This is a genomic window from Marinimicrobium sp. ARAG 43.8, assembly GCF_050113635.1.
In the GTDB taxonomy this organism is placed as follows: domain Bacteria; phylum Pseudomonadota; class Gammaproteobacteria; order Pseudomonadales; family Cellvibrionaceae; genus Marinimicrobium.
This window is the reverse complement of the sequence record NZ_JBNJLT010000001.1, coordinates 18,703-33,200: the sequence shown is the minus strand read 5'-3', so window position 1 is coordinate 33,200 and position 14,498 is coordinate 18,703. Positions and strand designations below refer to the sequence as shown.

General features: G+C 58.6%; 11 protein-coding genes. 4 read left to right on the top strand and 7 right to left on the bottom strand.

Annotated features, from left to right (window positions below):
• Positions 1-168: 168 nt before the first annotated feature.
• Together ACQCLF_RS00150 and ACQCLF_RS00145 are read right to left on the bottom strand one after the other, a co-directional pair.
• Positions 169-1,830, bottom strand: a complete 1,662-nt coding sequence (locus tag ACQCLF_RS00150; protein WP_426984188.1) for a family 16 glycosylhydrolase — start codon at positions 1,828-1,830, stop codon at positions 169-171.
• Between the two features lie 151 nt (positions 1,831-1,981).
• Positions 1,982-3,739: a starch-binding protein gene (locus ACQCLF_RS00145; RefSeq protein WP_426984186.1), complete on the bottom strand. Its 1,758-nt coding sequence runs from the start codon at positions 3,737-3,739 to the stop codon at positions 1,982-1,984.
• Between the two features lie 326 nt (positions 3,740-4,065).
• Between ACQCLF_RS00145 and ACQCLF_RS00140 the strand changes: the two genes are divergently transcribed.
• Positions 4,066-4,890 (top strand): IclR family transcriptional regulator, encoded by an 825-nt coding sequence (locus ACQCLF_RS00140; RefSeq protein ID WP_426984185.1) that lies wholly within the window; start codon positions 4,066-4,068, stop codon positions 4,888-4,890.
• A gap of 22 nt (positions 4,891-4,912) precedes the next feature.
• Here the strand turns inward: ACQCLF_RS00140 and ACQCLF_RS00135 are convergent, their stop codons facing one another.
• The 5 genes from ACQCLF_RS00135 to ACQCLF_RS00115 form a co-directional block, all read right to left on the bottom strand.
• Positions 4,913-6,025 (bottom strand): JmjC domain-containing protein, encoded by a 1,113-nt coding sequence (locus tag ACQCLF_RS00135; RefSeq protein ID WP_426984183.1) that lies wholly within the window; start codon positions 6,023-6,025, stop codon positions 4,913-4,915.
• A gap of 19 nt (positions 6,026-6,044) precedes the next feature.
• Positions 6,045-7,427 (bottom strand): adenylosuccinate lyase, encoded by a 1,383-nt coding sequence (gene purB / locus ACQCLF_RS00130; protein ID WP_426984182.1) that lies wholly within the window; start codon positions 7,425-7,427, stop codon positions 6,045-6,047.
• A 97-nt stretch (positions 7,428-7,524) separates the two neighbouring features.
• Positions 7,525-8,163 carry a high frequency lysogenization protein HflD gene (gene hflD, locus ACQCLF_RS00125; protein WP_426984180.1) on the bottom strand — a complete coding sequence of 213 codons (639 nt, stop codon included), beginning with the start codon at positions 8,161-8,163 and terminating at the stop codon, positions 7,525-7,527.
• Between the two features lie 54 nt (positions 8,164-8,217).
• Positions 8,218-9,321 (bottom strand): tRNA 2-thiouridine(34) synthase MnmA, encoded by a 1,104-nt coding sequence (gene mnmA, locus ACQCLF_RS00120; RefSeq protein ID WP_426984179.1) that lies wholly within the window; start codon positions 9,319-9,321, stop codon positions 8,218-8,220.
• 78 nt (positions 9,322-9,399) lie between these two features.
• Complete coding sequence (locus ACQCLF_RS00115) at positions 9,400-9,846, bottom strand: NUDIX hydrolase (RefSeq protein ID WP_426984177.1); 447 nt, start codon at positions 9,844-9,846, stop codon at positions 9,400-9,402.
• Between the two features lie 270 nt (positions 9,847-10,116).
• On the opposite strand from ACQCLF_RS00115, the gene speA reads away from it, so the two are divergent.
• From speA to nspC, 3 genes are read left to right on the top strand one after another with little or no spacing between them, the layout of a single operon-like run.
• A complete protein-coding gene (gene speA / locus ACQCLF_RS00110) occupies positions 10,117-12,039 on the top strand; it encodes a biosynthetic arginine decarboxylase (protein ID WP_426984176.1) in 1,923 nt (640 codons plus the stop codon).
• Positions 12,040-12,096: 57 nt separating this feature from the next.
• Positions 12,097-13,299 carry a saccharopine dehydrogenase family protein gene (locus ACQCLF_RS00105; RefSeq protein WP_426984175.1) on the top strand — a complete coding sequence of 401 codons (1,203 nt, stop codon included), beginning with the start codon at positions 12,097-12,099 and terminating at the stop codon, positions 13,297-13,299.
• A gap of 3 nt (positions 13,300-13,302) precedes the next feature.
• On the top strand, positions 13,303-14,460 hold the full coding sequence (gene nspC / locus ACQCLF_RS00100) for a carboxynorspermidine decarboxylase (protein ID WP_426984174.1): 1,158 nt from the start codon (positions 13,303-13,305) through the stop codon (positions 14,458-14,460).
• Positions 14,461-14,498 lie beyond the last annotated feature (38 nt).

Genomic DNA, 14,498 nt, shown 5'->3' with positions numbered 1-14,498 from the left:
TGGCGCAGGGTTCCAGTTGATCGCCCTTTTTCCGGGCGTTCTTTCTTGCCAGTCCCCCATTCTTTGCTACCAAAGTTTCTTCGCGAAGGGTGGGAGGATGTCGCTAATATAGTTCGACAAGGCCAACACCCTCCCTGGCTTACCCACTCCTTCAGTATCCTCTACCGCTTACTGATACACCCTCACATAATCCACATACATTCGCTGCGGGAAGGTGCTGCTGCCATCCGGTGAGCCGGGCCAGTTGCCGCCGACGGCGACGTTTAGTAGCAGGAAGAACGGGTGGTCGAATACCCAGTTGCCGTAGGCTTGCACTTGGGAGCGGCTCAGGCTGTAAAAGTTGTTGCCGTCCACGTACCAGCGGATGTTGTTTGCGTCCCACTCGACGGCGTAGACGTGGTAGTCGGCATCGACGGATGCGCCGACGTTGTAGGTGCCGGTGAACGGAGTATTGCCCGAGTAACCAGGGCCGTGTACGGCGCCGTGGGTGAGGGTGGGCTCGTAGCCGACGTGTTCCATGATGTCGATTTCGCCGCTAGTGGGCCAGCCGACGGAGCCAATGTCATTGCCGAGCATCCAGAAGGCGGGCCAGATGCCCTGGGTTTGTGGCAGTTTGATGCGCGCTTCGAATCGGCCGTAGGTGAACTCCTGTTTGTTGCGGGAGATCATACGGGTGGAGGTGTATTGGCAGTAGCCGTACCAGCAGTTGTAGCCCTGCGGGTTTTCCTGACGGGCTTCGAGCACGAGCACGTTGCTGTTTACGGCGGGGTCGAACTGGATGTAGGCGTTGTCGCCGCCCGTGTAGAACTGAAGTTCGTTGTTGCCCCAGCCACCGCCACCGGTTTCAAAGGTCCAGTTGTTGCTGTTGATGGTGTCGAACTCGTCGCTCCAGACGGGTTGGTTGCCGGGGTTGCCGCCGTTTTCCGGGTTGAAGCGAATCCAGTTGAGGTTGAACTCGCCACCGTGGATGTTCACGCGCACGGTGTGTTGTCCGGCCGGAAGGGGAATGGGCCAGGAGGTGAGGGTGGTCCAGGATTGCCAGCCCCCTGTGGCACCGACATTTTGGGTGCCGACAATCTCGCTGCCGTTCAGGTCGATGGTAAAGGTGACGCCACCGGTTTCCGAGGCGACGCGGGAGCTGACGGTGTAGGTGTCGGCGCTCAGGTTAACGGTGTACTCCAGCCATTCTCCGGCGGCGGTCCAGCCGACGTTGTAGCCACCGCCGTTATCGCTGGTCGCTTCAATATCGACATCGTCGCTGCGGTAGACGCCGCCAGTGTTGCCCGCAGTGGTGTCGTAGGCGTTGGTGTAGTCCTCCGCCTGAATCGTCAGGCTGCTGCCACCGCCGTTGCCGCCGCCCTGGCCGTAGATTTCGATTTCCCAGATGGAGTAGCCCCACTCGTTCCCTGCGCTACGGCTGATGCCGAGAATGCGCACGAAGCGGTATTGACCGCTGACCGTGACGTTGTCAGTGCGGTGGCCAAACGTGCCGCCGGTGCGGGTGGCGAGGTTGGTCCAGTTAACGTTGTCATTGGAGCCCAGCACTTCATAGGTAGCCGCGTTGGCGGCTTCCCAGTGAATGACCACGCTGGACAGGTCATAGGATTGTCCGAGGTCCAGGGTGATGTGGGAGGGGTCGGTTTGTGCTGCCGAGGCCCAGCGGGTGTTGCCATCGCCGTCGATGGCGTTGCTGGCCGGTAAATCCTGAGTGCTGGCGGTGGCGCTAGCGCCGCTGGCCAGGTTGTTGCCCTGAGCGTAGCCAAGGTGGGCGATGCTCATTAGAAACAGGCACAAAAGTCCGTGGGACAGGAGCCGATTCAAGTGTGTCATTGTCAGTGTATCCTCTCTGATGATTATTGGTGGTATGGTCCTGACTGCTCATTGAGTACAGCAGAGGAAATCGGAGAGGAGGCCCCACTTTAGGCGTTGCACCTAAAGTGGGGCGTTCTGATGAACCGCTCTGTGAGAGCGGTCACATTGCTCAGGGAACGCTGATTCCGCAGTTTGCCAGTGTGGTCCATTGGCCGTTGCGATAGCAGCTTTGCTCGCCGGACAGGTTCAGGTCCGCAGTCTGTGCTCCGCCGTTGTCGTTAAACACAATATTCAACGAGTCCAGCGAAACCTGCGTGTTGAAACAGGCGTAGCCGTTATCACTGGTCATGGATACACCGGGCCAGTTCACCGCGGGCAGGCTGCCGCTGGGCGATGGGTTCCAGTAGTAAAGGTGCGGGTTAGCGTAGCCGTTGGCGTTGTCGTAGCAAATGTAGGTGTCATTGTCGGGTGCTGGGCCCGGATTGCCATTGCCGCCGAGGCGGGCGTTTTGGTGAATAGCCACGGCGCTCATGCCGCCAGTGCTGATGTTGGCTTGCCCCTCGGCGTTGACCCACACCGTTTCGCCGGTGCAAGTGCCGTTGTTGAAGTCGCCGTCGATGATATTGCAGTACTCTCCTTCGGGCAGGCCGGTCGTAAAGGTGCGGGTGAGCTGACCCCCTTCGCGGTTGATGACCACAAAACCGGCGTTACCTCGCGCGAAGGCGATCTGGTTGCCGCCGTTGTCCCACCAGTGGTTGATGCCCTGATTCGCCGTGGCTGTGCGAAAGGCGACCATGTTGGCAATGGGGCGCCAGCGGTGCTCGCATTTCCAGTCGGAGCCATAGCAGTTCAGGTTGCCGTTGTTGTGTACGGCGGCGGAGGGCGGGCCGGCTTCACTGTCGGTAAAATCAAAGCTGGACATCACTTTAGGATAACCGTAGGGCCAGGCCAGCATGAACACATTGGCAAGGTCGTAAAGCGAGCCGTCTTTGTAGGTGAGCACGTTGCTGCCCCCGGCACCGTGGCCCCGCTGGTTGTCGTGATTATCGGTAAAAACCACCGCAGAGCCCGTGCCAAGAAGCCCCCAGCTTTCCCCAAAGGTCTCCAGCCACTGCAACTGTCCGTTTTTGAATTGGTTGCCCAGCTCCGCGCTGTATTTGAATTCGGTGACGTCGCCCCCGTTCAGGTATTCATAGGCGCTGACGGCTTCTCCGCCGAGATCGATCACTTCCTGAAAAATGTAGGGGTTGCCGTTCAGGCGGCTGGTAATGGCGTTAATGTCGGTGGGTGACATGTGCTTGGACGCATCCAGCCGAAAGCCTTTAACACCAATCGCAATCAGGTCGTTGAGGTAGTTCGCCAGGGTTTGCCGAACGTATTCGGCGCCGGTATCGAGGTCGGGTAATCCCACGAGTCGACAGTGACGAACGCGCCGGGCATCACTGGCGTAATCGCCGCCGTTGATATCGCACGCGGCGTGAAAATCGTTGCTGGAAAACGCCGGGTAAAGTGTACCGTAGGAGTAGGCGCTGCCATTGGTGCCGACACCGGAGCCAGCGGCCATATGGTTGATAACGGCGTCCACATAAATATCCACGCCCACCGCATCGCAGCGGTTCACCATATCGACAAATTCAGCGCGGGTGCCGCTGCGGCTGTTATCGATACTGAAACTGACCGGCTGGTATCGGGTCCACCAGGCATCGCCTTGAATGTGTTCCTGTGGCGGCGAAACCTGGATGGCTGCATAGCCTTTCGGGCCGAGGTGCTGTTCGCATTCCGTGGCGATGTCGCTCCAGCGCCACTCGAACAAATGCACAAACGTATCGCCGGGTTGAGGCTGGGCCAGCGTACTGGGCGCAACGGCGCTCAGGCCGATGACGGCGCTGATCAGCCAGCGTTTGGTGGTGTTTAACGGGTTTTGCATACTGCCTCCATTCTCGGTTTGTCTGAAAATTTATGGTTATTGCCTTGCCAGACCGCGCAAGCCGGGAGGTTGGGAGTACCGCAGTGGCGTTAATTTTAAGTAGATAAGGGTTCGCCGCTGACTGTATGTAAGCGCTGCTTAGAGGGGTGGGCAACATGAATACGTATGCAGCCGAGTGGTGGGCATGTGCATACGTATTCACGTCGAGGACGATCACAAAGCGCCCGTGCCGCTGTTGACGCCTGCCGACTGGCGCGTTTTTTATTTTTTACGGGAAAACTCTGTGGTAGTCTTGGCTAAAAATAATGTCCTCTTGGGAACCACTCATGGCAAAGCCTTCCACCACACGATCTCCTTCCCGAACCAAAATCAGTGTTCCGGACAGCGCCGACAGTGATGATGCGGAGCGCAAATATCGCGCTCCCGCGCTTGAGAAAGGGCTGGACGTTCTGGAATTGATGGCAAAGGAAGGGGCGCCGCTGACCACCTCGCAAATTGCTGCGCAATTGGGCCGCTCGGTGAGCGAGCTGTTCCGGATGGTGCTGACTCTGGAGCACCGGGGCTATATTGCGCCCTCGGATAACGGCGAAGGTTATGAGCTGACCAACCACCTGTTTACCTTGGGTATGGCTCAGTCGCCCACGCGTTCTCTGTTGGAAATTGCGCTGCCGGTGATGAAATCACTGTCACGGACGGTGGGTCAGTCCTGCCATTTGGTTGCGCCATCCGGCGATCAAATGGTGGTGGTGGCTCGCATAGAAAGCCCGCGGGACCTCGGATTTGCAGTGCGCCTGGGGTATCGCCGCCGGATGGTGGAGTCGGCGTCGGGCCTCTTGTTCTACGGGGCCTACTCGGAGGCAGAGCGCGAGAGCTGGCGGCCAGAGTTGGAAAAAGGAGTGAGCAAGGCGCATTGGCAGCGCTTTGAGGCGGACGCGAAGGAAGCGGTGGCGCGGGGTTACGTGCGTCGGCCCAGCGATTTTGTGGAGGGTGTGACGGACCTGGCCTGCCCGGTGATGAGCCGCGAGGGGATGGTGGCGGCCTTGATTGTGCCGTACATTCTGTGCAATCCGCCGCAGTGTGATCAAGAAGAAGTGCTGCAACATTTGCAGCAGGCGACCGCTAAAATCGGCGGCCAGCTGGTCGGTATTTAAGCCTTCAGTACGGAAGGCTTAGCTAGAGTTTGCCTTCCTCAATCAACATTTCCAGCAGGTGTTGATCCCGTTCATCGTTAGCGTGTTCGACCAGTTCCGAGCGCGATAGCGTCCATTCAGAACAGAGTGCCATGGCCAGCGCCCGCGAGCACGGGTGTGCTTCGCCGTCCGCGTAAAACACGGCATCCCCTTCCCCAGTATTGGTGTACGCGAACCGGCTCGCCGGATGTCGGTACAAGGTATCGCCTGGGTTTTCTTCGTCATCGACGTCGGGTTCCAGCTCCGGGTATTTGGGGCTGGTCATGTAGCGGCCAAACCAGTCCCGCAAGGTGTCGGGCTTCAGATGCTCGCGTACCAGCTGTGTTAACGCCTCAACCGTGGCGTCGGAAATTTCCCCGGGGTGTGAAAAGTCCGACGGCTGGATATCGCGGTAGCGTTGGTCGTTAGTGAGCTGGCTGGCCGCTTCCTGGCTGGCCTCGGTCAGAATATCGGCGATAGACGGGGCACGAAACCCGATGGAGTACGTCAGGCAGTCGTCCCCTTCAGCGGTGCCCCAGTGCGCGACGCCGGGCGGAATGTAGAGCATGTCGCCCGGTGTCAGTACCCAGTCCTGATTCGCATCGAACGTTTTTAGAATATTCAACGCGGTGCCTTCAATGCGTGGGCTTTGGCTGTCGCAGGTCTGGCCGAGTCGCCAGCGGCGCTGTCCGGCGCCTTGCAGCAAAAACACATCGTAGTAGTCGAAATGGGGGCCTACGCTGCCTTGATCGACGGCGTAGCTCACCATGATATCGTCCACGCGCCAATCGGGGAGGAAGCGAAAGTGCTCCAATAACTCCCGCACCTCCGGCACCCAATGGTCGACAGCCTGTACCAGCAGTGTCCAGTGGTTCGGCGGCAAGGTAGCGAAGGTGCTCTCGTCAAAGGGGCCTTGCCGCAGTTCCCACGGCGTGTCGCCGCGCTCCAGCACCAGGCGGGATTCCACCTCTTCCTCCAGCGCCAGCCCCGCCAGTTCATTGCCATCGATGGGCGATTCAAAATCCGGGAACGCCTGCCGAATGAGTACCGGCTTTTGTTGCCAGTACTCTCGGAGGAAGGTGGCGATGGGCATATCGCCCAAATGCGTCAACGGCATGGTGAGCACCCGCTCGGCGTTAAATGTTCTTCGCCTGCGTTTCGGCGTTGCCAATGTAATTAGCCGGGGTCAACTGACGAATCGCGGTTTTGGCTTCTTCCGGAATATCCAGTCCGGCCACAAAATCGTCCAGCACTTTTTGGTTGATGGTCTGGCCACGCGTCAGTGCCTTGAGCTTTTCGTAGGGCTCTTCCACGTTGTAGCGACGCATAATGGTCTGGATGGGCTCGGCCAGCACTTCCCAGGCGTTGTCCAGGTCGTCGGCCAGGCGGGCGCGGTTGATTTCCAGCTTGCCAATGCCTTTCAGCGTAGACGCATACGCGATCAGGCTGTAGCCGAAGCCCACGCCCATGTTGCGCAGGGCGGTGGAGTCGGTCAGGTCGCGCTGCCAGCGGGAAATCGGCAGTTTCTGTGCCAAATGGGTGAACACGGCGTTGGCCAGCCCCAGGTTGCCTTCGGAGTTTTCGAAGTCGATGGGGTTGACCTTGTGCGGCATGGTGGACGAGCCGACTTCACCGGCCACGGTTTTCTGTTTGAAGTAACCGAGTGAAATGTAGCCCCACACATCGCGATCAAAATCGATGAGAATGGTGTTAAACCGGGCGATCGCATCGAACAGCTCGGCAATGTAATCGTGCGGTTCGATCTGGGTGGTGTAGGGGTTCCAACTCAGCCCCAGGCTTTCGACAAATGTTTTGGCGTTGGCGGCCCAGTCGATATTCGGGTAGGTGGCCAGGTGGGCGTTATAGTTGCCCACGGCGCCGTTGATTTTCCCCAGCAATTCCACTTGTTCGATCTGGCGGATCTGGCGGCGCAGGCGCGCGGCCACGTTGGCCATTTCCTTGCCCACGGTGGTGGGGGAGGCGGTTTGACCGTGAGTGCGTGAAAGCATCGGGTCGGCGGCGTAATCCTGTGCCAGCTTGGCGATGGCGTTGGTAATGTCCTGGGCCTGCGCCAACAGTTGCTCGCGACCGGCCTTGAGCATCAGGGCATGGGACAAGTTGTTGATGTCTTCGCTGGTACAGGCGAAGTGTACGAATTCCAGTACCGCTTCCAACTCTTTGTTGCCGGCGAACTGCTTTTTCAGGAAATATTCCACGGCTTTAACGTCGTGGTTGGTGGTGCGCTCGATCTCCTTGATCTGCTCGGCCTCGGCTTCGGTGAAGTTGGCCACGATGTCGTCCAGCTGCCGGTGGGTTTCCGGGCTGAAGGCGGGCACTTCGGCGAGATCGGCGTGTTCGCTCAAACGTTGCAACCAGCGGACTTCCACCGCCACGCGGCAGTGAATCAGGCCGAACTCGCTGAAGATTGCGCGCAGCTCGGTGGTTTTGCTGCCGTAGCGGCCATCAATGGGAGAAACGGCGTTCAGAGGCGTGAGTTGGTCAAAAGTGGCGGATGTCATGGGGTTCTCTTGGTTGTTCGCTGGGTGAGTCGCTGCTTGCCCGGGGCTGGTGAGCCCCGAAAAGGCGTGAATTGTACCGGAAAACCGGTGATTTTTCTCAATGCCGCTCGGATTTTGCCTCACGTAGCAGCCGATCAACGATTTGGGCAATTCGCTTGCGTTGCAGTAACAGTTGCCAGCGCGTGCCGCCGACCTGACGCCACAGCGTGGCCGAGCGAACGCCGGCCAGGAGCAGCGCACGAATCTGGTTGGCAATGCGCCCCTGTTGCAGGTAATTGTGATCACCGGTCACCTGAATACGAAAACGGAAGGTGCTGATGGTGTCCTTGTACAGATCGGCCAGGTTGCCGATGACGTTTTCGTGGGTGCTGTCGAAGTGCTCCGCCTGGCGGGAGGCTTGCTTGAGCCGTGTGCCCAGAACGCTGAGCATGTCGCGCCGTTTGCTGAGCTTGCGTTGCAGATGCAAGACGCCGAGACCGTAGCGAAGGGCATCCTTGTGGCGCTGGTTGCCCGGTTCGAGCGTGTGCTGCAAGGCTTCCAGTCCGAAGGTAAGGCTCGCGAGCGAGTCGCCAAACACCGCTCGGGTGTGGGGTGGGTCCATGACGAACAGGCTTTCAATGGTGCAACGGTAAGCGTCACCCGGCACGTAACCGGTTTTGGCCAGCTGCTCCACCAGAGCGGCGGCCTGGAAAATACCGGCGAGGGCGATAGTGGCGTTTTCAAGCTTGTCAGTCACGGGGGAGGGGTATCCTCATTCGGTGTCGATGTGTGTCGGTTTGACGGTGTAGGTTCAGGCCGCGCGCTCAATAACGGCACCGCCCAAACAGACATCGTTTTCGTACAGTACCAGTGATTGGCCAGGGGTGATGGCTCGCTGAGGTGCATCAAACTGCACTCTCAGGCGGTCTCCCTTCAAAGAACGGCTTTCCACTACCACTTCGCATTCCTGGTCTGGCTGGCGATAGCGGGTTTTCGCCCGGCAACGGAAACGGCTGGCGGGCGGCTCTCCGTTAATCCAGTGAATCTGGCTCGCTTCAAGTCCATTGGCGTACAGCAGGGGGTGATCGCCCTGGACGGCAATCAATACATTTCGTTCGAGATCTTTTTGCGCGGCAAACCAGGGCGCTTCATCCGCACCGGGAACGCCGCCGATGCCCAGGCCCTGGCGCTGGCCGATGGTGTAGTACATCAGGCCGCTGTGCTCTCCGATGACCTGGCCTTCGGGCGTTTCAATCGTGCCGGGTTGGGCGGGCAGGTATTGTTGCAGAAAGTCTTTAAAGCGGCGCTCGCCGATAAAGCAGATGCCGGTGCTGTCTTTCTTGGCGTGGGTGGCCAGGCCGTGCTGCTCGGCGATGCGACGGACTTCGGGTTTTTCCAGTTCGCCCAGCGGGAAGAGGCTGCGGCTGAATTCCGCCTCACCGACGGCGTGTAAAAAGTAGCTCTGGTCCTTGTTGGGGTCCAGGCCTTTGAGCAGGTAAGTACGGCCTTCGCGGTCCTGCCGCCGCACATAGTGGCCAGTGGCGATCAGATCGCCGCCGAGCATTTCCGCGTATTCCATGAAAACTTTGAACTTGATTTCGCGGTTGCAAAGAATATCCGGGTTGGGGGTTCGGCCCGCCTGGTACTCGGCCAGAAAGTGCTCGAATACGTTATCCCAGTATTCCGCTGCGAAGTTGGCCGTGTGGAGCTTGATGCCCAGGCGATCGCACACCCGCTGGGCGTCGGCCAGATCGGCCTTGGCGGTGCAATATTCGGTGCCGTCGTCTTCGTCCCAGTTCTTCATGAACAGACCTTCGACGGGGTAGCCCTGCTGTTGCAGGATCAGCGCGGTGACCGAAGAGTCGACGCCGCCAGACATACCGACGATAACGCGGGGTTTGCTCAAAGCCTTCATACCTCTCTAATCAGGTAACGCTACATCAGGTAACGCTAAAAACGCGAGATAACGTAACGCGAGCTGCGGGGGTGTAGTTTACCGGCGCGGGTGCAGCAACTCCAAGGGGTAGCGCACGCCGCTCAGGTAATCATCCACGGCGTCCATTACCATGGGGCTGCGCCATTGGTCGCGTTTGGCGAGCAGTTCTTCCCGAGTCAGCCAGCGGGGTTCAATAATGCCGTCGTCCAAGGGCAGTGCGGAGCACTCCTCCAGCGCCTCGGCGACAAAGGTGTGACGCAAGTAGGTAATGCCGTTGGCCGGCGCTTCATACAGTCCCACGCCCAGTAGCGCCGTGGGGCGTACCCGCCAGCGGGTTTCCTCCAGCGTCTCCCGCACGGCAGCCTCGATCAGTGATTCGTTGGGTTCGAGGTGGCCAGCGGGCTGGTTGTAGACCTGCCGACCGTCGCATTCCTCGTAAACAAACAAAAAACGACCCTCTTTTTCCACCACGGTTGCGACGGTAACGTGGGGTGCCCAGCTCATAGGAATCCTTGCGGTTGGAAGTGGTTCGGTAGAGGCGCCAGTTTACCGGATTTAACCGCGTGAGGCACGAGCGGTAAGGGTGTGCATGATAGTGGTGCAGGGCGGCATTGCGGGGGGTATGGACCCGCCCCGGCATTTGCGAGACGGGGAAAAGTCTGGCAATGTGAACGACCCCCGGGCGTTACCTGAAAAAAGGTTTGCTTTTGATGCCATTTTCGGCAAAATTGCGCCCCCTTTTGCCAACCCGTTAGACAGAGGTAGGTTCCTGAATTGACTCACTCCCAAGACTCCCAGGCCTGGTCCGCAAAACAGTCCGCCGAATTGTACGGCGTTGAAGAATGGGGGGGCGGTTACTTCGGTGTGTCACCCGATGGGGAGGTAGTGGTCCGCTCCCCCAGCAATGGGCAGGCGGGCGCGACGGTCTCGCTCATGGATATTGCCCAGGGGCTGCACCAGCGCGGATTGGATATGCCAATCCTGCTGCGTCTTGAAAACCTCGTGGACAGCCGCCTCAGCATTTTGAATGAATCCTTCGCGAAGGCGATGGAAACCACCGGTTACCAAAGCTATTACCGTGGCGCTTTCCCGATCAAGGTGAACCAGCAGAGCCATATTGTGGCGGAGATCGCGCGCTTCGGCGAACGCTACAATCACGGGCTGGAAGCCGGCAGCAAGGCGGAGTTGATGATCGCGCTGTCCACCTTGCAGAACCGTGAAAGCCTGATTATCTGTAATGGCTACAAAGATGCCGAGTTTATTGACCTGGGGTTGCAGGCGCGCAAACTCGGCTTCAAGTGTTTCTTCGTATTGGAAACCCCGGCGGAAGTCCCCCTGATTATTGAGCGCAGCCGTGCGCTGGGTGTCGACCCGATGATTGGCGCGCGCCTGAAACTGTCCACCAAGGTGGAAGGGCACTGGAGTGAGGACAGCGGTGACCGCAGCCTGTTTGGGTTGACCGCAATCCAGCTGGTGGATGTGGTGGATCAACTGCGCGAGGCCGGGCTGCTGCATTGCTTCCAGCTGTTGCATTTCCACCTCGGCTCACAGATTCCGAATATTCGCAGCATCCGCGCCGGTGTGTTCGAAGCGTGCCGCTACTATATTGACCTGGTAGCCGAGGGTGCGCCCCTGGGCTATATGGACCTCGGTGGCGGCCTGGCCATTGATTACGACGGCACCTGCAGTAGCAGCGGCCACAGCCGCAACTACTCGGTGCAGGAATACTGCATCGATGTGGTGGAAGCCATTCAGCAGGCGCTGGACCCTCACGAGGTGCCCCACCCGGTGATTGTGACCGAGTCCGGCCGGGCCACCGTGGCTCACACCTCGGTGCTCTTGTTTAACATTCTCGATGTCGGCCACTTTGACCCGGCGCCGTTGCCTGAGCAACTGCCTGAGGGCAGCCACGCGCAACTGGCCAACCTGTGGCACGCCATTCGAGTGATTGCCGCCAATAATTTGCAGGAAAGCTATAACGACGTGACCTATTACCGGGACCAGATCCGGGATATGTTTCACCGTGGCGAGATCAGCCTGCGCGAGCGGGCGGTAGGGGAGAACCTTTATCTGGCCGGATTGCAGAGGATTGCCGGTCTGCTGCCGGAGCTGAAGCGCATTCCGCCGGAGCTGGAGACGTTGCCGCAGCAGCTGGCGGATATTTACTACGGAAACTTCAGTGTGTTCCAGTCATTGCCGGATTCCTGGGCGATTGAGCAGGTGTTTCCGGTGATGCCGATTCACCGCCTGAACGAAAAGCCGAGTCGACATGCCATTATTGCCGATCTGACCTGCGATTGTGACGGTAAGCTGGACCGGTTCGCCGGTCCGCACGGCAACACGGAAACCCTGTCCGTGCATCCGGTGAAGGAAGGTGAGGAATACTACCTTGGCGTGTTTTTGGTGGGGGCCTATCAGGAAACCCTGGGCGACCTTCACAACCTGTTCGGTGACACCAACGTGGCCAGCGTGCGTATCAATCACGAAGGGGGGATGGAGTTTGTACATGAACTGCACGGCGACAGCATTGCCGACGTGTTGAGCTATGTGGAGTACGATCCCCAGGCCATGTTCAAGCAGTTCCGCGCCACGGCCGAGCAGGCGGTGCGCGATGGCCGCATCAGTGTATCGGAGCGGCAGGAGATGCTGGCGGCTTTCACCGAAAGTCTGCGGGGCTATACCTATTTTGAACGGTGACGGGGCGAGGGCCTTGTTCACGTTGTTGAGCGTTTGAGTGCTTAAGGAGTCCAGTTTATGGCGAAAGTATTGATTATCGGTGCCGGGGGTGTCGGTGGGGTAGTGACGCACAAGTGCGCTCAGGTACCCGATGTGTTTGAAGAAATCGTGCTGGCCAGTCGCACCGAAGCCAAATGCAAGGCCATTGCCGAGCAACTTGATCGGCCGATTAAAACGGCACAAGTGGATGCGGACAATGTGCCGGAGCTGGTGGCACTGCTCAAGCGCGAGACACCGGATCTGGTGATTAACGTCGCGTTGCCGTATCAGGACCTCACGATCATGGACGCCTGCCTGGAAGCCGGTATCCACTATCTGGATACCGCCAACTACGAGCCACCGGGTGAAGCCAAGTTTGAGTACAGCTGGCAGTGGGCCTATCAGGACAAATTCGTGCAGGCCGGTAAAATGGCACTGCTCGGCTCCGGTTTTGATCCAGGCGTGACCAACGTGTACACCGCCTATATTAAAAAGCACCTGCTGGATGAGATTCACACGCTCGATATCATTGATTGCAACGCGGGCGATCATGGTCATCCGTTTGCCACCAACTTCAATCCGGAAATCAATATCCGTGAAGTAACGGCCAAGGGACGCTTTTGGGAAAACGGCGGCTGGAAAGAAACCGATCCGCTGAGCGAGAAACGCTCGTTCGATTTCCCCGAAGGCATTGGTCCGAAAAACTGCTATCTGATGTACCACGAAGAGCTGGAGTCCATCACCAAGCATTTTCCGGAAATTCAACGCGCCCGCTTCTGGATGACGTTTTCCGACAATTACCTGAAGCATTTGGAAGTGCTGCAGAATGTTGGCATGACCGGTATTGAACCGGTGAATTTTGAAGGCAAAGAGATTATTCCGCTTCAGTTCCTGAAAGCGCTGTTGCCGGACCCGGCCAGCCTGGGGCCGCGCACCAAAGGAAAAACCTGCATTGGCTGCCTGGCGCAGGGCGTGAAAGACGGTAAACCCAAAACCGTGTACATCTACAACATCTGTGATCACGAAGCGTGCTACGCCGAAGTCAAATCCCAGGCGATTTCCTACACCACGGGCGTACCGGCGATGATTGGTGCCAAGATGATGCTGGAAGGCAAGTGGATGGAGGCGGGTGTGTGGAATATGGAGCAACTGGACCCCGATCCGTTTATGGACGATTTGAATAAACTCGGCTTGCCGTGGCAGGTAGAGGAAATCACGCACAAAACCGGCATGGAAGAGTAGGGCATGTCGTTTGCCCAATTTGATCCAACGCGGGTGCCGTCCCCCTGTTTTGTCATTGATGTGGCGGCGGTGGAGGCGAACCTGAGTGTTCTCAACCGCGTGCAGCGGGAAAGTGGCGCAAAGGTGTTGGCCGCGTTGAAAGCGTTTTCGTGCTGGCGGCTGGGTGAACTGACCGGGCGTTACCTGTCGGGCATTTGTGCCAGTGGCCTGCATGAAGCCCGACTCGGACGTGAGCACTATGGCGGTGAGGTGCACACCTATTCAGCGGCCTTTCGCGAAAACGATTTGCGGGAAATTTTGACCCTCTCCGATCACGTGGTGTTTAACTCGTTCAGCCAGTGGCGCCGGTTCCGCGACATGGCGTTGGAAGCCCAGCGGCAGCGGCCCGAATTGCGCTTTGGTGTGCGCGTTAACCCCGAGCACTCCGAGGGGGATGTGCCGCTGTATGATCCCTGCGCACCCGGCTCGCGAATGGGGGTGCCGGCCAGTCGGTTCGAGCCGGATCTGCTGGACGGCATTTCGGGTTTGCATTTTCACACGCTGTGCGAACAGGATGTGCCACCGCTGGCACGCACTGTTCAGGCGGTTGAAGAAAAGTTTGGTCCCTGGCTGGCGCAAATGGAGTGGGTGAATTTTGGCGGTGGTCACCACATTACCGAGCCTGGTTATCAAGTGGATGAGTTGATCGCTCTGGTGCGGGACTTCAGCCAGCGTCATCAGGTGCAGGTGTATCTCGAACCCGGCGAAGCGGTGGCCATTCACTCCGGTGTGCTGGTTTCGGAAGTGCTGGATATTACCTGGAACCAGTTGGAACAGGCGATTCTCGATACCTCGGCGACCTGCCATATGCCGGATACGTTGGAAATGCCCTACCGGGCGCATATTCTGGGCAGTGGCCAGCCGGAGGAAAAAGCGCACACCTATCGTCTGGGCGGAATGACATGCCTAGCGGGTGATGTGATGGGGGATTACAGCTTTGATGCACCGCTGGCGGTGGGGCAACGGCTCGTGTTCGATGACATGTCCCACTACACCATGGTAAAAACCACGACGTTCAACGGCATTCCCTTGCCGTCGATTGCCTTGTGGGACTCCCGGACCAACGCGCTGGAGGTGGTGCGGGAGTTCGGGTATGAGGACTTTAAAACCCGACTTTCTTAAAACCCGGCCTTCATAAAAAGGCAGTTGCTGGGCCGCGT

Coding starts and splice junctions, on each gene's coding strand:
- ACQCLF_RS00150 (WP_426984188.1), bottom strand. CDS start 1,830: ATGACACACTTGAATCGGCTCCTGTCCCACGGACTTTTGTGCCTGTTT.
- ACQCLF_RS00145 (WP_426984186.1), bottom strand. CDS start 3,739: ATGCAAAACCCGTTAAACACCACCAAACGCTGGCTGATCAGCGCCGTC.
- ACQCLF_RS00140 (WP_426984185.1), top strand. CDS start 4,066: ATGGCAAAGCCTTCCACCACACGATCTCCTTCCCGAACCAAAATCAGT.
- ACQCLF_RS00135 (WP_426984183.1), bottom strand. CDS start 6,025: ATGCCGTTGACGCATTTGGGCGATATGCCCATCGCCACCTTCCTCCGA.
- purB (WP_426984182.1), bottom strand. CDS start 7,427: ATGACATCCGCCACTTTTGACCAACTCACGCCTCTGAACGCCGTTTCT.
- mnmA (WP_426984179.1), bottom strand. CDS start 9,321: ATGAAGGCTTTGAGCAAACCCCGCGTTATCGTCGGTATGTCTGGCGGC.
- ACQCLF_RS00115 (WP_426984177.1), bottom strand. CDS start 9,846: ATGAGCTGGGCACCCCACGTTACCGTCGCAACCGTGGTGGAAAAAGAG.
- ACQCLF_RS00105 (WP_426984175.1), top strand. CDS start 12,097: ATGGCGAAAGTATTGATTATCGGTGCCGGGGGTGTCGGTGGGGTAGTG.
- nspC (WP_426984174.1), top strand. CDS start 13,303: ATGTCGTTTGCCCAATTTGATCCAACGCGGGTGCCGTCCCCCTGTTTT.